The organism is Nocardioides bizhenqiangii (genome assembly GCF_034661235.1).
GTDB classification, from domain to species: Bacteria; Actinomycetota; Actinomycetes; order Propionibacteriales; family Nocardioidaceae; genus Nocardioides; species Nocardioides bizhenqiangii.
In genome coordinates, this window is record NZ_CP141059.1 from 1573882 (window position 1) to 1595493 (window position 21612).

The 21612-nt window shown below is 70.5% G+C and carries 22 protein-coding genes and 1 pseudogene; 21 read left to right on the plus strand and 2 right to left on the minus strand.

Annotation, left to right across the window (positions count from 1 at the left end):
- The first annotated feature begins 8 nt into the window (after positions 1–8).
- The 4 genes from ffh to SHK19_RS07690 all read left to right on the plus strand — a co-directional run bounded on the left by ffh (position 9) and on the right by SHK19_RS07690 (position 4226).
- Complete coding sequence (ffh, locus tag SHK19_RS07675) at positions 9–1604, plus strand: signal recognition particle protein (RefSeq protein ID WP_322457987.1); 1596 nt, start codon at positions 9–11, stop codon at positions 1602–1604.
- Between the two features lie 43 nt (positions 1605–1647).
- The gene (locus SHK19_RS07680) at positions 1648–2016 is read left to right on the plus strand and encodes a hypothetical protein (protein ID WP_322457988.1); all 369 of its coding nucleotides are present in this window, start codon (positions 1648–1650) and stop codon (positions 2014–2016) included.
- Between the two features lie 243 nt (positions 2017–2259).
- A complete protein-coding gene (locus tag SHK19_RS07685) occupies positions 2260–3126 on the plus strand; it encodes a class I SAM-dependent methyltransferase (protein WP_322457989.1) in 867 nt (288 codons plus the stop codon).
- Entirely contained in the window at positions 3123–4226 is a 1104-nt protein-coding gene (locus SHK19_RS07690; protein WP_322938303.1) for a glycosyltransferase family 61 protein, read from the plus strand. The genes SHK19_RS07685 and SHK19_RS07690 overlap by 4 nt, the downstream gene beginning before the upstream one ends.
- Before the next feature lie 27 nt (positions 4227–4253).
- Here SHK19_RS07690 and SHK19_RS07695 read toward each other — a convergent pair whose 3' ends face one another.
- Positions 4254–5621, minus strand: a complete 1368-nt coding sequence (locus SHK19_RS07695) for a GntP family permease (protein ID WP_322457991.1) — start codon at positions 5619–5621, stop codon at positions 4254–4256.
- A 114-nt stretch (positions 5622–5735) separates the two neighbouring features.
- On the opposite strand from SHK19_RS07695, the gene SHK19_RS07700 reads away from it, so the two are divergent.
- From SHK19_RS07700 to SHK19_RS07730, 7 genes and pseudogenes are all read left to right on the plus strand, one after another.
- Positions 5736–6821 carry an amidohydrolase family protein gene (locus SHK19_RS07700; RefSeq protein WP_322938304.1) on the plus strand — a complete coding sequence of 362 codons (1086 nt, stop codon included), beginning with the start codon at positions 5736–5738 and terminating at the stop codon, positions 6819–6821.
- Between the two features lie 155 nt (positions 6822–6976).
- Positions 6977–7576, plus strand: coding sequence for a 30S ribosomal protein S16 (gene rpsP / locus SHK19_RS07705; RefSeq protein ID WP_322938305.1), 600 nt, complete (start codon positions 6977–6979; stop codon positions 7574–7576).
- A gap of 4 nt (positions 7577–7580) precedes the next feature.
- Positions 7581–7829, plus strand: coding sequence for an RNA-binding protein (locus SHK19_RS07710; protein WP_322938306.1), 249 nt, complete (start codon positions 7581–7583; stop codon positions 7827–7829).
- 91 nt (positions 7830–7920) lie between these two features.
- Complete coding sequence (gene rimM / locus SHK19_RS07715; RefSeq protein ID WP_322457995.1) at positions 7921–8478, plus strand: ribosome maturation factor RimM; 558 nt, start codon at positions 7921–7923, stop codon at positions 8476–8478.
- Positions 8478–9158: pseudogene (gene trmD / locus SHK19_RS07720) on the plus strand (tRNA (guanosine(37)-N1)-methyltransferase TrmD); the annotation flags it as partial. The gene rimM and the pseudogene trmD, both read left to right, overlap by 1 nt.
- 168 nt (positions 9159–9326) lie before the next feature.
- Positions 9327–9656, plus strand: coding sequence for a GNAT family N-acetyltransferase (locus tag SHK19_RS07725; protein ID WP_405030490.1), 330 nt, complete (start codon positions 9327–9329; stop codon positions 9654–9656).
- A gap of 140 nt (positions 9657–9796) precedes the next feature.
- Positions 9797–11005 (plus strand): ammonium transporter, encoded by a 1209-nt coding sequence (locus SHK19_RS07730; RefSeq protein WP_322457996.1) that lies wholly within the window; start codon positions 9797–9799, stop codon positions 11003–11005.
- A gap of 67 nt (positions 11006–11072) precedes the next feature.
- On the opposite strand, the gene SHK19_RS07735 is transcribed toward SHK19_RS07730, so the two are convergent.
- Entirely contained in the window at positions 11073–12296 is a 1224-nt protein-coding gene (locus SHK19_RS07735; protein ID WP_322457997.1) for a Fic family protein, read from the minus strand.
- A gap of 75 nt (positions 12297–12371) precedes the next feature.
- On the opposite strand from SHK19_RS07735, the gene SHK19_RS07740 reads away from it, so the two are divergent.
- The 10 genes from SHK19_RS07740 (at position 12372) to dprA (ending at position 21587) form a co-directional block, all read left to right on the plus strand.
- Positions 12372–13121 (plus strand): hypothetical protein, encoded by a 750-nt coding sequence (locus tag SHK19_RS07740; protein ID WP_322938307.1) that lies wholly within the window; start codon positions 12372–12374, stop codon positions 13119–13121.
- A gap of 179 nt (positions 13122–13300) precedes the next feature.
- Positions 13301–13666, plus strand: a complete 366-nt coding sequence (rplS, locus tag SHK19_RS07745; protein ID WP_322457999.1) for a 50S ribosomal protein L19 — start codon at positions 13301–13303, stop codon at positions 13664–13666.
- A gap of 26 nt (positions 13667–13692) precedes the next feature.
- Positions 13693–14550 (plus strand): signal peptidase I, encoded by an 858-nt coding sequence (gene lepB, locus SHK19_RS07750; protein WP_322938308.1) that lies wholly within the window; start codon positions 13693–13695, stop codon positions 14548–14550.
- 12 nt (positions 14551–14562) lie between these two features.
- Positions 14563–15267, plus strand: a complete 705-nt coding sequence (locus SHK19_RS07755; RefSeq protein WP_322458001.1) for a ribonuclease HII — start codon at positions 14563–14565, stop codon at positions 15265–15267.
- A 127-nt stretch (positions 15268–15394) separates the two neighbouring features.
- A complete protein-coding gene (locus SHK19_RS07760) occupies positions 15395–15703 on the plus strand; it encodes a DUF2469 domain-containing protein (protein WP_322458002.1) in 309 nt (102 codons plus the stop codon).
- A 155-nt stretch (positions 15704–15858) separates the two neighbouring features.
- Positions 15859–17613: a hypothetical protein gene (locus tag SHK19_RS07765; RefSeq protein ID WP_322938309.1), complete on the plus strand. Its 1755-nt coding sequence runs from the start codon at positions 15859–15861 to the stop codon at positions 17611–17613.
- Positions 17614–17834: 221 nt separating this feature from the next.
- Complete coding sequence (locus SHK19_RS07770; protein ID WP_322458004.1) at positions 17835–18296, plus strand: TadE/TadG family type IV pilus assembly protein; 462 nt, start codon at positions 17835–17837, stop codon at positions 18294–18296.
- Between the two features lie 158 nt (positions 18297–18454).
- Complete coding sequence (locus SHK19_RS07775; RefSeq protein WP_322938310.1) at positions 18455–18832, plus strand: YraN family protein; 378 nt, start codon at positions 18455–18457, stop codon at positions 18830–18832.
- Complete coding sequence (locus SHK19_RS07780; protein ID WP_322938311.1) at positions 18832–20436, plus strand: YifB family Mg chelatase-like AAA ATPase; 1605 nt, start codon at positions 18832–18834, stop codon at positions 20434–20436. The genes SHK19_RS07775 and SHK19_RS07780 overlap by 1 nt, the downstream gene beginning before the upstream one ends.
- Positions 20433–21587: a DNA-processing protein DprA gene (gene dprA / locus SHK19_RS07785; protein WP_322938312.1), complete on the plus strand. Its 1155-nt coding sequence runs from the start codon at positions 20433–20435 to the stop codon at positions 21585–21587. Before SHK19_RS07780 ends, dprA begins: the two co-directional genes overlap by 4 nt.
- The last annotated feature ends 25 nt before the right edge of the window (positions 21588–21612 follow it).

Below are 21612 nucleotides of genomic sequence, written 5' to 3' on the forward strand. Positions count from 1 at the left end.
GAATCCCTTTGTTCGCCACCCTGTCCGACCGCCTTGCCGAGACCTTCAAGAACCTCCGCGGCAAGGGCCGGCTCTCCGAGGCCGACATCGACGCGACCGCTCGCGAGATCCGGATCGCCCTGCTCGAGGCCGACGTCGCGCTCCCGGTGGTCAAGGAGTTCGTCGCGGCGGTCAAGGAGCGCGCCCGGGGCGAGGAGGTCAGCCAGGCGCTCAACCCCGCCCAGCAGGTCGTCAAGATCGTCAACGACGAGCTGGTCACGATCCTCGGCGGCGAGACCCGCCGGCTGCGCTACGCCAAGACCGGCCCGACCGTGATCATGCTGGCCGGCCTGCAGGGCGCCGGAAAGACGACCCTCGCGGCGAAGCTCGCGGCGTGGCTGAAGGAGCAGGGCAAGTCCCCGCTGCTCGTCGCGTGCGACCTCCAGCGCCCCAACGCGGTCCAGCAGCTGCAGGTCAACGGTGACAAGGTCGGCGTCCCGGTCTTCGCGCCCGAGGCCGGCAACGGCGTCGGAGACCCGGTCGCCGTGGCGCGGGCGTCGATCGAGGAGGCCAAGCGTCGGCTGTTCGACGTCATCGTGGTCGACACCGCCGGACGTCTGGGCGTCGACTCCGAGATGATGGCGCAGGCCGCCGCCATCCGCGATGCCGTGCAGCCCGACGAGGTGCTGTTCGTCGTCGACGCCATGATCGGACAGGACGCGCTGACGACGGCGCAGGCGTTCCTCGACGGCGTCGGGTACGACGGCGTCGTCCTCACCAAGCTCGACGGCGACGCCCGCGGTGGTGCCGCGCTGTCTATCCGCCAGGTCACCGGCAAGCCGGTCATGTTCGCGTCCTCCGGCGAGAAGATGTCCGACTTCGACGTCTTCCACCCCGACCGGATGGCCTCGCGCATCCTCGACATGGGCGACGTGATGACCCTGATCGAGCAGGCCGAGAAGGCCTTCGACCAGGATCAGGCGCTCAAGGCGGCGCAGAAGCTGACCGGGCAGGGCGGCGAGTTCACCCTCGACGACTTCCTCGAGCAGATGCAGCAGGTCAAGAAGCTCGGCTCGATGACCAAGATCCTCAAGATGCTGCCCGGAGCGGGCCAGATCCGCGAGCAGCTCGAGAACTTCGACGAGCGCGAGATCGACCGGATCGAGGCCATCATCCGCTCGATGACACCGGCCGAGCGCGACAACCCGAAGCTCATCGACGGGTCCCGCCGGGCCCGGATCGCCAAGGGCTCCGGCCGGACGGTCGCCGACGTCAACGGTCTCGTCGACCGCTTCTTCGAGGCGCGGAAGATGATGATGCAGATGGCGAAGGGCGGCGGCTTCGGCGGTGTCCCCGGGATGCCCGGGATGCCCGGGATGCCGGGCATGGGCGGTCCCGGCGGTGGCAAGCGGGCCAAGGCCAAGCAGGCGCAGAAGTCGAAGGCGAAAGGCGGGCAGCGCAAGTCCGGCAACCCCGCCAAGGCGGCGCAGCAGGCCGCGGCCGCCAAGGAGAAGGCCGCGCAGCAGGCGGCGAACCCGTTCGGGCTGCCGGGCGAGGACGTCGACTACGAGGCAGCGGCCGCCAACCTCGACCTGCCCAAGGACTTCTCCAAGTTCCTGAAGTGAGCGGACAGCGCGTCGAAACCCCGTGAGACGAAAGGCGCCGCAAGTGGCCTCGGTCCTGATCGTCGACGCGGCCAACGTCGTCGGTGCGCGACCCGACGGGTGGTGGAAGGACCGGGCCGGCGCAGCGCGCCGGCTGCACGAGCAGCTCCTCGTGGCGGACGTGCCGCAGGACGTCGTCGTGCTCGTGCTCGAGGGCGGAGCGAAGGGCGGCGTACGACCCGGGCGCGACGCGCACGTGCGCACCGTGCACGCGCCCAAGGACGGCGACGCCACCATCGTCGCCGAGGCGAAGGCCGCTGCCGAGCGGGGTGACCGGGTCACCGTCGTCACCGCGGACCGGGCGCTCGACGCGCGCGTGGCCGGCGTCGGCGCCTCGACGCTCCGGCCGACGTGGTTGCTCGACCTGCTCTGACCCTGCTCTGACCCTGCTCTGACCCTGCTCTGACATTGTCGAGGTGGTGGCGACGACCACGACCCGCGGTACCCCTACGGCTGGGGACTGTCGACCCGATAACGTCGGCCGGGTGACGCCTCTGATGCAGTTCTCTGGTCCGGTGCTTCCCGACGGCGAGGCACCCGAGTCGTACGTCGCCGACGGGCGTGGAGGACGCTGATGCCATTCCGCAGGGCCGGTGCACGGTCGGGACGGTCGGAGATGAGCCGGGACGAGCTGATCGAGGCGCTCGGCCGCCAGAACCCGGAGGGCTACCAGGAGAAAGGCGGGGCTCTGCCCTGGGCCTCGCCCGATCCGCCGGCCGTGTTCCCGACGGGAACCTCGACCCGCCACTCCTTGCTGGCGGCCCTGCACGAGCACCTGCGTCCGCGGACGTACTGGGAGGTCGGCGTCGAGCGTGGCCGGAGCCTGCAGCAGTCACGGACCCGATCGATCGGAGTGGACCCGTACTTCAAGATCACGGCCCCCCTTCAGTGCGACGTCCGCCTCTTCCGTGAGACCAGCGACAGCTACTTCCGCAGATCGGACGCCTTCGAGCACTTCGACGGGGTCCCCGTGGACCTGGCCTTCATCGACGGGATGCACCTGGCCGAGTTCGCGCTGCGTGACTTCATGAACATCGAGAAGCAGATGTCGCCGGGAGGCGTGGTGGTCCTCGACGACATGCTGCCGAGGAACTCCCTGGAGGCGTTCCGGGTCCGGCGGACCAAGGCTTGGACCGGCGACGTCTACAAGGTCCACGAGGTCCTGGCGACGTACCGCTCCGACCTGACGCTGGTCCCGGTGAACACGAGACCCACCGGCAGCTACCTGGTTGTTGGTGTCGACCCGTCGTCGACGGTGCTCGACGACCACTACGCCGAGATCGAGGCCGCCCTGACCACCCCGGATCCGCAGGTGGTGCCCGACGGGTGGCTCGAGCGTCGTAGCGCTGTGGATCCCGAGGACGTGGTCGGCCTGCCCGTCTGGGAGAAGGTCGCCGAGCTCCGGGACCGCGGCGCCGGCCGGGAGCAGTTCACACCGCTGTGGGAGCAGCTGTCCGGCCTCCCCGCGGTCGGCGGCCCATGAGCGGCCGGCAGGTGCTCGGGAAGCGACTCGGACAGCGCAGCAAGTTGGACGCAGCGCACGCCGCCGCCGGACCGTGGAGCGTGCCGGCGGCCGCGGACGACGTCGAACAGGCGGAGCCGGTGACCGTCACCGAGGTCGTCGACGCCACCCTGACACCGTTCCGACGTGGCCGGCTCCACACGCCGGCCACGTTCGCCGCGAGGAGCTGGATGACGGGGGCCGTGTACGACGGTTCCGGTCGGCTGGTCCCGAGCTCCCAACGACTCTGGCGAGGGGATCCGAGGGCGGCGATCGCCGCGGACCCGGCGGAGATCCGGGTGCCCGAACCGGAGGCGGTGCTCTCCGACCGGTGGCTCTACATGGGCCACTGGTCGCACCACTTCGGACACTTCCTGCTCGAGCTCGTCACCAACCTGTGGCCCGCTCGGGAAGAGATGTCCATCACCGGGCTCGTCGCCCACCGGGCCGTGCGCACGCCGGCTCCCGCAGTAGGTGGCGGCGGGATGACCACGCCACAGCCGAACGACTGGCAGCGGGAGATGCTCGCGCTGACTGGCTACGGCGACCTCGAGCTGCGAGTGGTCCGGCACAAGCCGGTCCGTGTTGAGACACTGGTGATCCCCTCGCGGCCGTTGCTGCTGAAGAGCTGGGCGCTTCCCGAGGCAGTTGGGGTTTGGCGACGGATGTCGGAGGCGGTGCGAGACCGCGGCAGTGACCGGATGGTGTTCCTCTCCAGGAGCCGCTTCCACGCCCTCCACCCCAAGAAGAAGCGCGTCCGGGCCATCGAGCGGTGGGATGTGCTCCTGGACGACACGTTCGCCGCTGCCGGGTTCGCGGTCGTGCATCCTCAAGAGCTCAGCTTCACCGAACAGGTGAGAATCGTGCGCGGCGCCGAGGTGCTGGCCGGCGCGTCGGGCTCGGCGCTCCACCTGTCAGCACTGGCAGCTCCCGGGACCCGCGTCCTCGAGATCGGAGACCTGCGGAACCCGGATCACCCGCTGGCGAGCCAGCGGATGATCGACGCGGCATGCGGACACCGCTCCGCGTTCGTGCCGTACCACGACGAGGCGGGGCTGGCGGCGGTTCTCGAGGCGCTCTGAGCCCCGTCAGACGCGCCACCACCGTCGTCAGGTAGCCGCCGCGACCAGGCTGGCTACCAACACGAGCGGCAGGGAGACCAGGGCTCCGAGAGAGGTGGCCATCGTCAGCGTCTTGAGGCTGCCCTTCGTGGAGAGATCGAGCAGCGTGCTGAACATCCAGAAGAAGTTGCTGTTGACGTGGAGCGCGAACATGGCGCCCGACGCGATCGCCAGCGCGATGACGACGGGATCGACGGAGAGGGAGCCCACGATCGGCGAGATGATGCCGGCCGCGGTGATCGCCCCCACCGACACGGACCCGATCGCGAAGTGCAGCACCGCGGCGATGCACCAGGCGAGCAGGATGCTGATGATCACTGGGGCGTTCTCGTCGGCCGAGAACAGGTCCTCGAGCGTCTCGGCCATGCCGCTCGCGGCGATGATGGCGCCGAGCGACCCGCCGACGCCGGTGACGAGCAGGATCTCGCCGGTCGTGTGGAAGCCGGCTCCGAGGACCTTCCCGACCCCGTCGGCACCCAGCGACGACCGGACCATGCCGAAGGCGATCAGCAACCCGAGGAAGAGCGCGATGTTGGCGTCGCCGAGGAAGGCGAACACCGCGTTCGAGGCATCCGCCACGTCGAGGATCGCGCCGGTGGCGATCAGCACCAGCGGCACCAGGATCGGCAGCAGTCGCACCCACAGCGGCAATCGCGAGGCCGCCTCGGCCTTCGGCACGTCCTCGGTCTCGTCGTGGACACGACCTTCCTCGATGACCACGTCGGGGTCGAGGTCGGTCTCCTCCTTCCAGTAGCCCCGACCGAGCAGCAGCCGGAACAGGAACGTGGTGACGAGCGCGGTGACCAGCCCGATCGGCAGGCCGTAGAGCAGGTAGGTCCCCAGCGGGACGTCCATCAGTCCGGCGATCGCCACTGCCGCGAGGCCCGGCACCACAAAGACGTAGCCGGCGAAGATGCCGATCGCCATCGCCCCCGCGAGCCACGGCAGACCGTGGCGACGGTCGACCGCGGGCGCGGACTCCTTGGCCATCGGCGCCGCCAGGACGACCTGCACGTCGACGTAGATGGACGGGAAGATCGTGGAGAGCGTCCCTGCCATCGCGTAGGGCAGGCGTCGGCCCACGCGGCGCGCGAGGATGTCGACCAGGTCTCTGAAGGTGCCCATCGAGTGGAGCAGCGCGCCGATCAGCACACCGAAACCGATCAGCAGGCCGACCTCGGCCATGATCTCGCCGAAGCCACCGGTGATCTCCGCGACGGTCCCGTCCGCGCCGAGCCCCGTCGCCAGCCCGAGGTAGACGCACGCGATCAGCAGCGAGATCACGGGGTCGACCTTGAACGTGATGATGAGCACGATCGCGGCCAGGATCGCGATGGCCGAGTGCAGGATCTCCATGGGTGAGTCCGATCTGTGGGGCCGGTAGGCAGCACCACGCTATTGGACGCGGCACGCAGAGAGGATGCTGCGACGCGCCCCATTTGATGATCGGAGATCGATAGGTTGCGGAGCGTGACGACGCCCGTTCTTCGGTTCTCTGGCCCGGTCCTCCCCGATGGCGACGTGCGTGACCTGTACGTCGTCGACGGGCGGGTCACCTACGAGCACCAGTCCGGCGCGGACACCGCGGCCGAGGGCTGGATCGTGCCGGGCCTGGTCGACGCCCACAACCATCTCGGGCTCGAGGACGGGGGAGCGGTCGACGACGCCGAGACCGAGCGCCAAGCCGTCGCCGACCGCGACAACGGCGTGCTGTTGCTGCGGGACTGCGGCTCCCCGGCCGACACCCGGTGGGTGCACGACCGCGACGACCTCCCGCGGTTGATCCGGGCCGGCCGGCACATCGCCCGGACCCGCCGCTACCTCCGCGACTACGGCGTCGAGGTGGAGCCCGAGGCGCTGGTCGACACCGTCGTCCATGAAGCCGCCGCCGGGGACGGGTGGATCAAGCTGGTGGGAGATTGGATCTCGCGGGAGGCCGGCGACCTCACGCCGTCATTCCCCGACGACGCGGTCTCCGCCGCGATCGGCACGGCCCACGCTCTCGGCGCCCGGGTGACCGCGCACTGTTTCGGTTCCACCTCGCTCTCGCCCCTGCTCGACGCGGGCATCGACTGCATCGAGCACGGCACCGGGCTCCAGGAGCAACAGGTCGAGCAGATGGTCGCGAACGGCGTCGCGCTGGTGCCGACCGTGCTGCAGACCGACAAGTTCCCTGAGTACGTCGCGGCCGCGCGCGAGAAGTTCCCGGCGTACGCCTCCACGATGGAGGCGCTGCACCGCAGCCGGCGGGACGTCCTGATGGCGGCCTACGACGCCGGCGTCGACCTCTACGTCGGCAGTGACGGCGGCGGCAGCACCCGCCACGGCTGCCTGCACGAGGAGATCCTCGCGATGGCGGCGATGGGCCTGCCGGCGGACTACGTCCTCGGTGCCGCCTCGTGGCGCGCTCGGGCCTGGCTCGGCTGGAACCCCGGCCTCGCGGAGGGCGACCCGGCCGACTTCGTGGTCTACCCGGCCAACCCGGTCGAGGACCTCACGGTGCTGGCGGAACCGTCGTACGTCGTCCTGCGGGGCCGAACGCGGCGCGATTGGTGAGACGACGGGAACGTCTGGCAGACTTGGAGGCTGAGTTCTGTGTCGCTCGGTCCCTCTCAACCGGCCGGCGCAGCGCCCTCGATCCGCTCCGCCGGTGTTCCCCACCTGGTCGGCGCTGATCACCCACCACAAGTTCTCAAGGAGACACCACAGACGTGGCCGTCAAGATCCGTTTGAAGCGCCTGGGCAAGGTCCGGGTGCCGCAGTACCGCATCGTCATCGTCGACTCGCGCAAGAAGCGCGACGGCAAGGTGATCGAGGAGATCGGCAAGTACCACCCCAAGGAGGACCCGTCGTACATCGACGTCGCCTCCGACCGGGCGCAGTACTGGCTGGGTGTCGGCGCGCAGCCGACCGAGGCCGTCGAGGTCCTCCTCAAGATCACGGGCGACTGGCAGAAGTTCAAGGGCGTGGCCGGCACCGAGGGCACCCTGAAGGTCAAGGAGCCGAAGCGCGACAAGCTCGAGGTCTTCAACGAGGCCCTCAAGGAGGCCGCCAAGGAGCCCAAGGCCTCCGCGGTGACCGCCAAGAAGAAGGCTGAGCCGAAGGCTGAGCCGAAGGCTGAGGAGCCGAAGGCCGAGGAGCCGAAGGCCGAGGAGCCCACGGCTGCGGTCTCGGCTGAGCCGAAGCCCTCAGCTGATGAGACCGCCGCTGCGGAGGCGCCCGTCGCCGAGGAGACCCCGGCCGAGGAGCCGTCCGTCGAGACCGACGCCAAGACCGACGCCAAGACCGACGCCAAGACGGACGAGGCCTGAGCCGATGCTCGCCGACGCGCTGGAGCACCTCGTCCGTGGCGTGGTCGAACACCCCGACGACGTGGTGGTGCGCGACAAGCAGCTGCGCCGCGGCTCGGTGCTCGAGGTCCGGGTGCACCCCGACGACCTCGGCAAGGTGATCGGTCGTGGCGGCCGTACGGCGACCGCCTTCCGCATCGTGATCTCGGCACTGGCCGGCAACGGCGGCACTCGGATCGACTTCGTCGACGTCGACCGGCCCGGCCGCCGCTGAGCGAGTTCATCGAACAACGAACGGGGACGGGCGCTGCCATGATGGCGGCGCCCGTCTTCGGCTTTTCCAGAGGACCAGCGAGAGGGAACGAGTGGAGAGCATCGAGGTCGTCGTCGGCCGGATCGGCAAGCCGCACGGCATCCGCGGTGAGGTGACGGTCGACGTCCGCTCCGACGAGCCGGACCGCCGCTTCCAGCCGCTCGCGCGGCTGCTCGCCGAGCCGCCCCGCGGCTCGGCGTTCGCTCACGCCACGCTGACCGTCCGGCGCGTGCGCTGGCACCAGTCCACGCTGCTCGTCGCGTTCGACGAGCTGCACGACCGTGACGCCGCCGAGTCCGCACGCGGGGTGGTGCTGCGCGCCACGGTGCCGGCCGACGAGACACCGGACGACCCGGACGAGTTCTACGACCACCAGCTCGAGGGGCTGGCGGCGTACGACGTCGACGGCGCCCACCTCGGGGAGATCGCCGGCCTCGTGCACGGCGCCCAGGACCTGCTGCGGGTGCGCACCAACGACGGTCGCGAGGCTCTGGTCCCGTTCGTCGCCGCGCTCGTGCCCGAGGTCGACGTCGCCGGCGGTCGGGTCGTGATCGCCGACCGTCCCGGGCTGGTGCAGCCGCTCCCCGAGGGAGACGAGGACGCGCCATGATGCGGCTGGACTACCTCACGATCTTCCCGGACTACCTGGCGCCGCTCCAGCTGTCGCTGCCCGGCAAGGCGGTGCAGAGCGGCCTGCTCGAGATGCACGTGCACGACCTCCGGACCTGGACGCACGACCGCCACCGCACCGTCGACGACACCCCCTACGGCGGCGGTGCGGGCATGGTGATGAGGCCCGAGCCGTGGGGCGAGGCGTTCGCCGCGCTGGACATCGACCGTGGCGCCACCGTCGTCTTCACGACGCCTTCCGGTGATCGCTTCGACCAGCGGAAGGCGCAGGACCTGTCCGCCCGGCCGCGCGTGGTCTTCGCGTGCGGACGCTACGAGGGCATCGACCATCGGGTGATCGAGCGGGCGCGGGAGGTCGCGCACGTCGAGGAGATCAGCCTCGGCGACTACGTGCTCAACGGGGGTGAGGTCGCCGCGATGGCGATCACCGAAGCCGTGGTCCGGCTACTGCCGGGCTTCATGGGCAACGCCGACTCACTGGTCGAGGAGTCCCACGCGGCAGCGACGGGCGGCCTGCTGGAGTACCCCGTCTACACGAAGCCGCCGGTCTGGGAGGGCCGCGAGGTCCCCGCGGTGCTGCGGTCGGGCGACCACGGTGCGATCGCCAGGTGGCGGCGGGAGCAGGCGCGCCGTCGTACGGCGGAGCGCCGGCCCGACCTGCTCGCACCGTCGGTGCTCGACGACGGCACGCCCATCCGACGCGCGGTGCCGTCCGACGCCCCGGAGCTGCTCACGCTCCAGCGCGCCTGCTGGGTCCAGGAGGCGCTCGCCAACCCCGGGGTCCACATCCCTGCGCTGCACGAGTCCCTCGACGACGTCCGCGCCTGGATGAGCGAGTGGGACACCTACGTCGTGCGTCGGGCCGGTCGGCTGGTCGCCGCCGTTCGCGGACGCCTCGACGGCCCCGACCTCACCGCGTGGGACATCGGCCGGATCATGGTCGCGCCCGACCTCCAGGGTGAGGGGCTCGGCCGGGCGCTGCTCGCGCACATCCAGGCGGTCGCGCCCGACCGGGTGACGTCGTACGTCCTCTTCACCGGCGCCGGCAGCGAGCGCAACCTTCGGATGTACAAGAAGGACGGGTTCCGGCTCCGCCGAGACCTCCCCGCGCCCGCCGGCGCGGTGGTGCTGACCAAGCCGCGGCGTGTAGACGCCTGAAACCTCCGGGCCGGACCTGTAACAGCGACGAAACACGTCCGGTCGTGAGGTGAAACGACCTCTCGCCAAGATCTCGTTCGAACGTGGGCCGGCAGTGCGGCTGTCTCGCGAATGATCCCGAGAATCTCCGAGAGGTATCAATGACCGACTCGACCGCGTGGTTGCTGATCAGCACCGCACTCGTCATCTTCATGACACCGGGTCTCGCCTTCTTCTACGGCGGCCTGGTGAAGTCCAAGAGCGTGATCTCGATGATGATGCTGAGCTTCGGCTCGCTCGGTCTCATCAGCGTGCTGTGGATCCTGTACGGATTCAACATGGGCGCTCTCACCGGCGACGGCCTCGGGGAGTTCGTCGGCGACCCGTTCTCCGACTTCGGTCTGACCGAGCTGTCCAAGGTGACCGAGGGCTCCCCGCTCGCCGGTGTGGCCTTCGGGGGCTCGTTCGCCATCATCACGGTTGCGCTGATCTCCGGCTCGATCGCCGACCGTGCCCGCTTCTGGCCGTGGATGCTGTTCGCCGGTATCTGGGCCACCATCGTCTACTTCCCGGTCCAGGCCTGGGTGTGGAACGCCGACTACGGCTGGATCTTCAACTTCGGTGAGACCGGTGTGCTCGACTGGGCCGGCGGCACGGCCGTCCACATCAACGCAGGTGCGGCTGCGCTCGCGCTCGCGCTGGTCCTGGGCAAGCGCAAGGTCGGCTTCTCCAAGGAGGAGGCGCAGCCCCACAACGTGCCCCTCGTCCTCATCGGTACGGCGATCCTGTGGTTCGGCTGGTTCGGCTTCAACACCGGTCTCAACACCGGTGAGGCCGGCGCGGGTCTGATCTTCCTCAACACGCTCGGTGCTCCCGCCGCTGCGATGCTCGGCTGGATCGCCGTGGAGCACTTCAGGGAGGGCAAGCCGACCGCTGTCGGCGCCGCCTCCGGCGTCGTCGCCGGTCTGGTCGCGATCACTCCGGCCTGCGCCCACGTGACCCCGGTCTTCGCGCTCGTCCTCGGTCTCATCGCCGGTGTGATCTGCGCCTTCGCGATCGACCTGAAGTTCAAGCTGGGCTTCGACGACACCCTCGACGTGGTCGGCATCCACCTGGTGGCGGGCTTCGTGGGCTGCTGGTATCTCGGGTTCCTGGCCTACTTCCCGGAGACCGGCCTGTTCTACGGTGCCAACGCCGACCAGCTGGTCGCCCAGGTGGTCTGCTCGCTCGCCGTCGCGGCCTTCTCCTTCATCGTGGCCTACGTGGTCGGCATGGCGATCGAGAAGACCATCGGGTTCCGCGCGAGGGAGGAGGACGAGATCGCCGGTCTCGACCTCGCCCTGCACGGCACGGGCTACGCCATCGACTGATCGTCGGCTTCACCTCCGCAGGTCCGTCCCGGTCCCCGGGGCGGACCTGCGGCCTCTTGTGGGGCCGCTACCGGTCGCCCAGCCGCCTGCTGGACGCCTGGATCCGTCGGCTGAGGTCCTCGACCTCGTCCAGGACCGACTGCGCCAGCCACACGGGGGTCCGTCGCGACCTCGCCGCCCTGGTCAGGACCCGCGCATCGGCGAGGGATTCGATGGTCGCCGCAGCGGTGGACTCGGACACGTCGATGCGCTCGGTCACCAGTGCGACGTTCACGATCGGCTCCTCGGTGAGGAGGTCGAGCAGGCGGTGCAACGCCGTGCCCGGGCGCGAGCCGCCGACCGCCGTGTGCCACTCGTTGCGAAGGTCCTTGATGTGCGCCGCGGTCCGCCACGACTCCGCGGTGGCGGTGCTGGTCGCCGCCGCGAGCATCGCGATCAGCGGCGCCGCGGACCCTGCCCGGTAGTGGTTGAGGGCTGCGAAGTAGCGCTCTCGGTGAGCGACCAGTGCGGAAGCGATCGGCACGGTGAGGTGCCGGGCGGCCCGCCGGCGGCGGAGGACTGCGTGGATCAGGGCGCGCCCGATCCGGCCGTTGCCGTCGATGAACGGGTGGATCGACTCGAACTGGGCATGGACGATCGCTGCCTGCACCAGCGTCGGCACGTCGTCGCGGTTGGCGAACGCGAACAGGTCCTCGAGGTACTCGGGCACGGTCTCGGGGGGCGGCGGCACGTGGAGGGCGCCGACGGGGGAGTAGTCGCTGCCGCCGATCCAGTTCTGGGTGGTGCGGAACGTGCCGGCGCGGTGCGCCTCGTCGGGATGGCGTCGGAACAGGTCGTCGTGCGCCCGGAGGATCGCCTCCTGCCGGACGGACCGGGTCGTCTCCGCGTCGCGGATCATCCGCGTGAGCGCCGCCGTCGCCGACGCCATCGAGACCGCCGACGCGTTGGCGCCGACGCCGAGCAGGGCCCGGCCGTAGTCGGCGAGGCTGGCGTCGACGTTCTCGATCTTCGACGAGTCCACCGCCTCGGCACGCAGCTGCAGGTGGTTGAGCGCCTCGAGCGTGCGGCCGTGGACAAGGTCGAGATGGCCGAGGTCGCCGGCGCTCGCCGTGGTCATCGCGGCCAGGGGCCGGTCGATCGGGTAGTCGCGGTCGCGGATGAACGGCGGCAGCGCGACCGTGATCTCCCGGAGCTGTCGGTCGGCGCGGGGACCGCGGGCGACCCGCTGCCGATAGGGGCGCCGCTCGAAGGTGTGGGGCGCCCAGTCGGCGGGGGGCGCGGCGGCGGTCACGGGTCCATCATCCCAACGCGGGGTCCGCTGGGCGAAGCGGTTCCCGCCCGGCCCGATCTGCGGTAGGAACAGGACATGGCCAATCCCGGAGATCGCAAGCTGCGCCCGCTCGCGATCGTTTGCGCGCTGCTGATGATCCTCTGGGGACTGGCCTCCGCGGTCGCCCTCGTCATGCACGTCCTGAACTTGAACGACTTCGGGTGGCCCGACGAGGACTCTCCGGGCGAGGTGCTCGCCTACACCTGGCTGTTCCTCGTCGCGAACGTGATCGGCCTTTTCGTGGGGGTCTGGGGCCTGCTCGCACTCAAGTGGCGGCCGCCGCTGCACCTCGCCGCGCTCGCCCTCGTCGTAGCGGTTGCCATGGAGCTCGTAGCGAACCTGGTGCTCGTGAACTATTTCAAGGACTTCGACCCTGCCTCGTCGTTCGGGAACCAGATGGAGTTCTACCTCGACCGGGTGACGTTCGACGTCGAGGCCGCCGAGGCCAAGTACGAGACGCGCGCCTTCTTCCTCGCGCTGCCGCTCGTCACCGCCCTGCTGCCCCTGGTCGTCTACCTCGTGGCGCTCTTCACCGGGGCGGGACGCAAGGTCAAGCAGCCGGCGTACGGCGCCGCGCCGTCGGCCCCGCAGCACCCGCAGTCCCCGCAGGCCCCGCAGCACCCGCAGTCCCCGCAGGCCCCGCTGACGGTCCACCGGCCGCCGCCGCCGAGCACGCCTCCCGCCGGCCAGCGGCCGCCTGCCCCGCAGCAGCCCACGTACCCCCCGCCGCCCCCGCCGAGCGAGCCGACCCGGCGTCGCCCGCCGGACCCGCCTGCGCGTCCCTGAGGCGCCGTACCTCGATTTCCGGCCGCAGTCGCTCCTGTGCGATGATCGTCCGTCGGTGATGCGAACGCTTCTGGCGTTGAACTGGTTCTGCCACAGGGGAACCGTCGTACGCGTCGCCACGAACGAAGGATCACGACACCAATCCGCGGTTGACCTGTGCGCACTCGCGAGGAGCCATCATGAGCAACGTCCCCAGCCCGTCCGTCGTCGCCGAGCTCGGCAACGCCGCGAAGCGCGACGACATCCCCGCCTTCCGCGCGGGAGACACCGTCAAGGTGCACGTGAAGGTCGTCGAGGGCAACCGGTCCCGGGTCCAGATCTTCCAGGGCGTCGTGATCCGCATCCACGGCAGCGGCGTCGGCCGCACCTTCACCGTCCGCAAGGTCTCCTTCGGCGTCGGTGTCGAGCGGACCTTCCCGCTCCACTCGCCGATCTTCGAGCAGATCGAGATCGTGACCCGCGGTGACGTGCGCCGGGCGAAGCTCTACTACCTGCGCAACCTGCGTGGCAAGGCCGCCAAGATCAAGGAGCGCCGCGAGGCCTGATCGGGCCCTGGCTAGAGTCAGTACCTGTGACGACCGACGCCCCTGGGGACCCCGAGGCCATCCACGAGGCCCCCGAGGCTGACTCCGCGGACGGCCGCGACGACGGCGCCCCGGACGCGGCAGCCGACGGCGACGAGGCGGCTGCCCCGGTGACCAAGGCGCGTGATGACGCCAAGGAGCGCAAGCACCTGCCGGTGTGGCAGGAGAGCGTCCTGCTGCTCGGTATAGCACTCGTGCTCGCGGTCGTCATCAAGACGTTCTTCGTGCAAGCCTTCTACATCCCGTCGGAGTCGATGGAGCCAGGCCTGATCCGCAACGACCGGATCCTGGTCCAGAAGGTCTCCTACTGGTTCGGCGGCGATCCGGCGCGCGGCGACGTCGTCGTCTTCGAGGATCCCGGCGGCTGGCTGACCGGCGAGGAGCCGGCTCCGACCGGGCTCGCCAACGTGCTGTCGAAGATCGGGCTCTACCCGACCGGCGGTCACCTGGTGAAGCGGGTCATCGGCACCGAGGGCGACGTCATCGAGTGCTGCGACGACGAGGGACGGATCCTGGTCAACGGCGAGCCGGTCGACGAGTCGATCTACATCGCCAAGCGGAGGCAGTGCGCCGGCCAGGGCACCGGGTTCGGCTGTGAGTGGAAGACCGAGCCGGTGCCGGAGGGCAAGCTCTTCGTCCTCGGCGACAACCGTGGCTCGTCCTCGGACTCCCGGGCGCACATGTGCCAGGAGGGCGTCGAGAACTGCACGAAGAGCCCGTGGGTCGACACCGACCTCGTCGTGGGCAAGGTCTTCTCGTTGGTCTGGCCGCAGGACCGGTGGGACTGGATCAGCAACCCGGGCGTGTTCGACGACGTGCCCGATGACCCGCCCGCTCAGGACTAACCTAGAGAGACCATGTCGACGCTGCCGCGAGGACTGACGGTACGACGCGACGCCGGCCTCTACGGCTACGAGCGCGTCCTGCGCCGCCATGGGATCGAGCCGATCGCCGGCGTCGACGAGGCGGGACGCGGAGCTTGCGCCGGTCCGCTGGTCGCCGGCGCCGCGATCCTGCCGGCAGGTAAGGCCGGGATCGTGCCCGAGCTCGCGGACTCCAAGCTGCTCACCGCCAAGGCCCGCGAGCGCTGCTACGAGCAGGTGGTGCGGCGTGCCGTCGCCTGGTCGGTCGTGGTGATGTCCCACGAGGAGTGCGACCGGATGGGCATGCACGTCGCCAACGTCGAGGCGCTGCGGCGCGCGGTGGCCAAGCTCGACGTCGCGCCGTCGTACGTCCTCACCGACGGGTTCCCTGTCGACGGCCTCGGTGCACCCGGGCTCGCGGTCTGGAAGGGCGACCGGGTCGCCGCCTGCGTCGCTGCGGCGTCCGTGATCGCGAAGGTGACCCGCGACCGGCTGATGGACGAGCTCGACGGGCAGTGGCCGGCGTACGACTTCAAGACCCACAAGGGCTACATCACGCCCACCCACTCCGCGGCACTGGCCGAGCACGGGCCGTGCCCGGTCCACCGGATGCGGTTCGTCAACGTCCGTCGTGCGGCTGGTCTCGAGGATGCTGCCGGCATGGAGGAGGCCGCTGTCGTCGAGCCGGCCGGTTTGTAGCGAGGTCCGTCGGGTGCCCATACGCGGAGTCGTGTGGACCATCGAGCGGGGCAGCTCGGTGGACCAGCAGGCGGTGGTGGCGAGGCGCTACGACTGAGATGTGTCGCACCGGGCTAGAGTCGGCCAGGTGAGTGCCGAGGAGCTCGAGAAGTACGAGACCGAGCAGGAGCTGACGCTCTACCGCGAGTACCGCGACGTCGTGAAGATCTTCAAGTACGTCGTGGAGACCGACCGTCGGTTCTACCTCTGCAACTCCGTCGACGTGAAGGCCCGCACCGAGGCAGGTGAGGTGTTCTTCGAGGTGACGATCAGCGACGCCTGGGTGTGGGACATGTACCGCCCGGCGCGGTTCGCGAAGAACGTCAAGGTGCTGACCTTCAAGGACGTCAACGTCGAGGAGCTCGCGACCTCCGACATCGAGCCTCCGAAGGCATGACGAACGTCCTGGTCCATTAGGACTATCCCCGGCGGCGATCGGACGGAATCTCTCCGTGCAGGCTCGTCCAGGCACGACCACGCCCTACCGTGAGCCCGGACGGGTTCGAGACCTCGGCAGTGGACCGTTCCCGAGGGAGGGTGTGGGAGATGCGCATGCTGTGGCGGAGTCTGTCCGGACACGGGACCCGCGGTCGGACCTCTCGCGCCGCGATGCGGGAGGAGCGGGGATCGGTTGCCGTCTTCAGCGCACTGGTGATGGTCATCCTGCTCGGCATCGGTGCGGTCGTCGTGGACATCGGCGTGGAGCGCGTCGCTCGCGCGGACATGCAGGCGCTGGCCGACGTGGTCGCCCTCGACCTCGCCCGCGAGCTCGACGGTCGAACCGTCGCTGAGCTGGCGCCACTCATGCCTGGGTACGCGGCCGCCTCGCGGGAGCGCAACCAGGAGGTCATCGGGTACGACGCACACCTGCCTGAGCTCGAGATCGAGCTCGGCAGGCTCCTCGACGGCGACTTCCAGGAGATGGCGTCCGGGGTGCCCACCGCGGTCAGGGTGGAGGCGGCGACCACGGTCGACTTCGCCTTCGCCGGCGTCACCGGGCTCGCGACCGGCGACACGGATCGACGAGCCGTGGCCGAGGCGCGGTCCGCGGCCTGCTTCCAGATCGGCTCCTACGCAGCCTCGATCACGCCTGGTGCGGCCCCTTTCTTCGAGGAGCTCCTCGGGCCGATCATCGGCGGCACGACGGTACGGATGGCGGGCTACCAGGGCCTGGCCAGTGCTGACGTGTCCTTGCTCGACATCCTCAGTGCGCCCTCGATCGGCATCGGGACCGTGGACGGGCTGCTCGCGATGCCTTCTGTCAGCGTGGGCTCGTTCTTCCGGGCGATGGCCTTCGCACTGCGAAGCGACGGCCGGATCGCGGAAGCCGCCGTCCTCGACTCCGCTGCATCCGCGGTGGTTCCGGCAACGATCAACCTGCGCGACCTGTTCGGTCTCACCACTTCGTCCGACGCCGCTCTCGCCGTCCGGTTCAACGCGCTCGACATGCTCATCGGTGCCGCTTTCCTCGCCAACGGCACCAACCTGATCGACCTGCCCAACCTCCAGGCCGGGGTGCCCTCGGTCGGCGTCACCAACCTCCAGTTCCGGATCATCGAGCTCCCTCGCCGGGCCTGCGACGACGACGAGGCCAAGACCGCACAGGCCCGGCTCACGGCGGACGCCAAGCTGCTGCTCCACATCCCCCTGGTCAAGACGCCCCTGATCTCCCTCAGCCTGATCGGCGACGACGGGAAGCCCAACAACGAGTCGCCCCTGAAGATCGACATCGAGGTCGCGGGCGCCCGCGGCCGACTCGTGGAGGTGAGCTGCGATCCCGACCGGTTCGTTGCCGACATCTGGCGCGACCTGATCCGGCTGAGGCTGACCGGCGGGCTGAGGCTCGAGGGCACGGTGGAGGCCACGGTCCTGGGAGTGCCGGCGGTCAAGATCCCCGTCACCTTCAACGTCGCCATCGAGGCCGACGGCTCGAGCGGACCGGTGGGACCGACCCGCGTCGACGTCCAGTACCCGCCACAGCAGTACGGCCAGCCGGTGCCGGCGCCGCCCGCCGAGATCGAGATGAACCCGCTGACCGTGCGGAGGGTCGCCGGCTCGCTGCAGACCGGTCCGGTCAAGGTCCTGGGCATCAACGTTCCGACGAGCACTCTCGACGCCGCCGTGAATCCCATGCTCGACACGATCATGGCGCTGATCCGCAGCGAGCTGCACCTGGTCGACCCTCTCGTCCAGAAGGTCAACGACATCGTCGGACCGCTGGCGACGGGGATGGGCATCACCCTCGCCGGAGCCGATTTCTTCGGTCTGCCCACGCCCGTGTGTGCCTCGCCGGCCCTGCGCGGGTAGGCGGGGACCGTGCGAGACCCCGGCGCAGGAACGCCGATCGCCGGCAGCCCACCACGGCGTGCTGTCGGCCGATCCGTCAGGGTCCGTCGCAGTAGTCACGAACGACTAGGCGGCCGGACCGAGCGGTTGGTTCGTCCGGAATCGGACGACGCGGTGACGGTACGACGCTACTGTCCGGCTTGGTTGGGTGTGAGCGTGTGCGGGAGTACAGGAGAGAAGTCGTGAGGGTCATTTCTCGAGCGCTGCGGGTGCTAGCCGCCCGGCGCCGGGTCGATCGGCAGGACCGCGGCGCAGCGGCCCTCGAGTTCGCGCTGATCGTTCCGCTCCTCCTGCTGCTCGTGTTCGGGATGATCAGCTTCGGCATGATGCTCTCGTTCCGGCAGACACTCAGCCAAGCGGCGACGGAAGGTGCGCGTGCCGCCGCGGTCGAGCTCGACCCCGCAGAACGCGAGGCCGAGGCGCTGGCCGCGGTGAACGATGCGATGGCGGCGGTCGACAGGGAGTGCGGAGCCGGTGGGCTCGTCTGCGACGTCGGCGCGGCAGTGGCCTGCGGGACCGGGGAGTGCATCACGGTCACCCTCAGCTACGCCTACCAGGACAACCCGATGGTGGTTTCGGCGCCGCTCGCCGACCAGCTCCTCCCCGAGCAGCTCGAGTACTCCGCGACGGTGCGGGTCAGCTGAACGGCTGGTCGGCCCGGGAAGAGGCCGACAACCCCGGCTCGAGCTCCTCATCGCTGGGAGCCCAGTTTCCGTCCACAGCTCGGTCCGCGCCCGCGCCTCTCCACAGCGTCGGCCGGAGCCGACCCCCGTGGTCGCGACCCCCCGCCAGGCTGGCGGACATGACAGACACGACGACGACGGCGGCTGCCCGGCAGGCGCTCGGGCGCTACGGCGAGGACGTGGCGGCGCGCCACCTGGTCGACCAGGGGCTGGTGCTGCTCGAGCGCAACTGGCGGTGCGACGAGGGCGAGATCGACCTCGTCCTGCGCGACGGGCCCACCTTGGTGGTGTGCGAGGTCAAGACCCGCACCAGCCCCGAGGCCGGCACGCCGCACGAGGCGATCACCGACGCCAAGCTGGCGCGGCTGAAGCGGCTGGGGGAGCGCTGGGCGACCGACCGGGGAGTGCGTCCGGACGGCACCCGCGTCGACCTCGTCGCCGTGCTCCGACCGCGGCGCGGGCCCGCCGTCGTCGACCACGTCGCCGGGCTGTCCTGATGCCGTTCGCCACTGCGCACACCGTCGCGCTCAACGGCGCCCTCGGGCACCTGATCGACGTGCAGGCCGACGTCTCTCCAGGGCAGGTAGGCGTCACCGTCGTCGGTCGGGCCGATGCCGCGCTGCGCGAGGGCCAGGAGCGGGTGCGGATGGCCGTGATCAACAGTGACCTGCGGTGGCCGACCACCAAGCGCACCACGATCCTGCTGTCGCCGGCGGACCTGCCGAAGTCGGGGACGCACTTCGACCTCGCGATCGCGGTCGCCGTGCTGGCGGCCGCGGAGAAGGTGGAGCCGGTCTCGCTGGACCGCGCGGCCTTCGTCGGCGAGCTGACGCTCTCCGGCGGACTCCGTCCTGCGGTCGGGGTGCTGCCGATGGTGCTCGCCGCGGCGGAGCGTGGCATCCGACGAGTGTTCGTGCCGGAGCCGCAGGAGCCCGAGGCACGGATGGTGCCGGGGATGGAGGTGATCGGCGTCCGCTCGCTGGGACAGGTGGTGGCGGTCCTCAACGACGAGCTGTTGCCCGATGCACCTCCGGTGGCCGCGGCTTCCGGCACCCAGCTGCTCGGCTGGCGCGGCGCGGAGCGGCTCGACGAGGTCGACCTGGCCGACCTCGACGGTCTCGACGAGGTGAAGTACGCACTCGAGGTCGCCGCCGTCGGTGGGCACTCGCTGCTCCTCTCCGGGCCCAAGGGCGCCGGCAAGACGAGCGTCGCCGAGCGGATCCCGACGATCCTCCCGCCACTGACTCCCGAGGAGTCGCTGGAGCTGACCGCGGTGCACTCGCTCGCGGGTACGCTGGACCCGGCGCGCGGCATGATCACCGATCCGCCTTACTCGGCCCCCCACCACGACGCGAGCAAGGCCAGCATCGTCGGGGGCGGCGGTGGCCAGGTCCGGCCGGGGGAGATCAGCCGCACGCACTGCGGGGTCCTCTTCCTCGATGAGTTTCCCCTGTTCCACGCGGACGTGATCGACGCCCTTCGCCAACCGCTGGAGAGCGGCGACATCACCGTGGCCCGTCGCGAGGAGTCGGTGACGCTGCCCGCGCGGATGATGCTCGTCCTGGCCGCGAACCCGTGCCCGTGCGGGAACTACTCGACCCGTGTCGGCGAGGACCGGTGCGAGTGCCTGGAGCCGGTGCGCCGCCGCTACCGCGCCAAGGTGTCGGGTCCGGTGACCGACCGGATCGACATCAGCCGGCACCTCGTCCCGGTGCGGGGGGCGCGGGACGACCCGTGGCGACCCACCGAGACGTCGGCGGAGGTCCGGGAGCGGGTGGCCGCGGCCCGACTGCGCCAGACGGAGCGGTTCACCGACCGCAGCTGGCGGCTGAACAGCCAGATCCCGGGCGCGCGGCTCAAGGACACCTGGCCGGTCACCCGCGACGCGCAGCGCCTCGTCGACGAGGCGTGCTACCGCGGTCGACTCACGGGCCGCGGTGCGGTCCGGGTGGCCCGGCTTGCGTGGAGCATCGCCGATCTCGCGTCCGTGCGCTCGGGTGCCGACGTCGTCCCGGGCGTTGACGAGGTCGCTCTCGCGCTCCGCCTCCGCGCCGGCGACCCGCTCGACATGCGGCTCGCCCGGCTGGAGCAGGCCGGATGAGCGAGGCGCACGAGGACGAACGGCGCGCGCGTCTGACGCTGAGCCTGGTGAGCGAGCCGGGGGACTGGGGATTCGCCACGCTCGCCCACGAGCTCGGAGGGCGGGAGCTGCTCTCCTCGCTGCACACCGATCCCGAGCGGCACGAACTGCTGACCGCGGCCGCGGCGCGACTCTCCTCGATCGATGTCGACGCGACGCTGGAGCACGCATCGCGGCTCGGCGTGCGCTTCCTGATCCCGGGAGACGACGAATGGCCGCGCCAGCTCGACGACCTGCACGGCGTCGAGCCGCTCCACGAGCGCTCGGGCGTGCCGATCGGCCTATGGGTGAGGGGACCGCTCCGCCTGGACTCCCTCGCCGACGCGGTCGCGCTGGTCGGTTCCAGGTCGTCCAGCAGCTACGGCGAACAGATCGCTGCCGACATCGCTGCCGAGATCGGACTGGCGGGACGGCCGGTGGTTTCCGGCGCCGCGTTCGGCATCGACTACGCCGCTCATCGCGGTGCGGTCAGCGTCAACGCGCCGACCGTGGCCGTGCTCGCCTCCGGGGCAGACCGCGCCTACCCGACCGCACACCGTCGGATGATCGAGCACCTCGCAGCCGAGCACGCTGTGGTGTCCGAGGCCCCGCTCGGGGCTGCTCCCCAACGCATCCGGTTCCTCGCGCGCAACAGGCTGATCGCCGCACTCACGCGCGGGACCGTCGTCGTCGAGGCCGCCGCCCGCAGTGGTGCCCTGAACACCGCCAACTGGGCGCAGCGCCTCCATCGGGTCACGATGGCGGTGCCGGGGCCGGTGACGGCGGCGACGTCGGCCGGCTGCCACCTCCTGGTCCGTTCTGGAGCGGCGACCCTGGTCACCTCGGGGGCCGACGTCCTTGAGCTGACCGGCGGGGCCGGCGAGCACCTCACCGTCGACCCGCGCGGACCCCAGACGCCACGCGACCGGCTCTCCCTGCGCCAGCGGCAGGTGCTCGACGCGGTCCCCGCCGCCAGCGGCGCACCCGCCGGCTCGATCGCGAAGGTGGCGGGGCTCGGGATCGTCGAGGTGCGCAAGGCGCTCGGCCGGCTCGCCGAGCAGGGCTTCGTCGAGGACGCCGGCGGCGGCTGGCGGTTGGGAGCGGCGGCCCGCCGCGCCGCGCCTCCCGGTTGAGGGACCAGTCGTTCCTAGACTCGGA

Coding starts and splice junctions, on each gene's coding strand:
- SHK19_RS07685 (WP_322457989.1), top strand. CDS start 2,260: ATGAGCCGGGACGAGCTGATCGAGGCGCTCGGCCGCCAGAACCCGGAG.
- SHK19_RS07690 (WP_322938303.1), top strand. CDS start 3,123: ATGAGCGGCCGGCAGGTGCTCGGGAAGCGACTCGGACAGCGCAGCAAG.
- SHK19_RS07695 (WP_322457991.1), bottom strand. CDS start 5,621: ATGGAGATCCTGCACTCGGCCATCGCGATCCTGGCCGCGATCGTGCTC.
- SHK19_RS07710 (WP_322938306.1), top strand. CDS start 7,581: ATGCTCGCCGACGCGCTGGAGCACCTCGTCCGTGGCGTGGTCGAACAC.
- SHK19_RS07725 (WP_405030490.1), top strand. CDS start 9,327: ATGAGCGAGTGGGACACCTACGTCGTGCGTCGGGCCGGTCGGCTGGTC.
- SHK19_RS07730 (WP_322457996.1), top strand. CDS start 9,797: ATGACCGACTCGACCGCGTGGTTGCTGATCAGCACCGCACTCGTCATC.
- SHK19_RS07740 (WP_322938307.1), top strand. CDS start 12,372: ATGGCCAATCCCGGAGATCGCAAGCTGCGCCCGCTCGCGATCGTTTGC.
- rplS (WP_322457999.1), top strand. CDS start 13,301: ATGAGCAACGTCCCCAGCCCGTCCGTCGTCGCCGAGCTCGGCAACGCC.
- SHK19_RS07755 (WP_322458001.1), top strand. CDS start 14,563: ATGTCGACGCTGCCGCGAGGACTGACGGTACGACGCGACGCCGGCCTC.
- SHK19_RS07765 (WP_322938309.1), top strand. CDS start 15,859: ATGCTGTGGCGGAGTCTGTCCGGACACGGGACCCGCGGTCGGACCTCT.
- SHK19_RS07775 (WP_322938310.1), top strand. CDS start 18,455: ATGACAGACACGACGACGACGGCGGCTGCCCGGCAGGCGCTCGGGCGC.
- SHK19_RS07780 (WP_322938311.1), top strand. CDS start 18,832: ATGCCGTTCGCCACTGCGCACACCGTCGCGCTCAACGGCGCCCTCGGG.
- dprA (WP_322938312.1), top strand. CDS start 20,433: ATGAGCGAGGCGCACGAGGACGAACGGCGCGCGCGTCTGACGCTGAGC.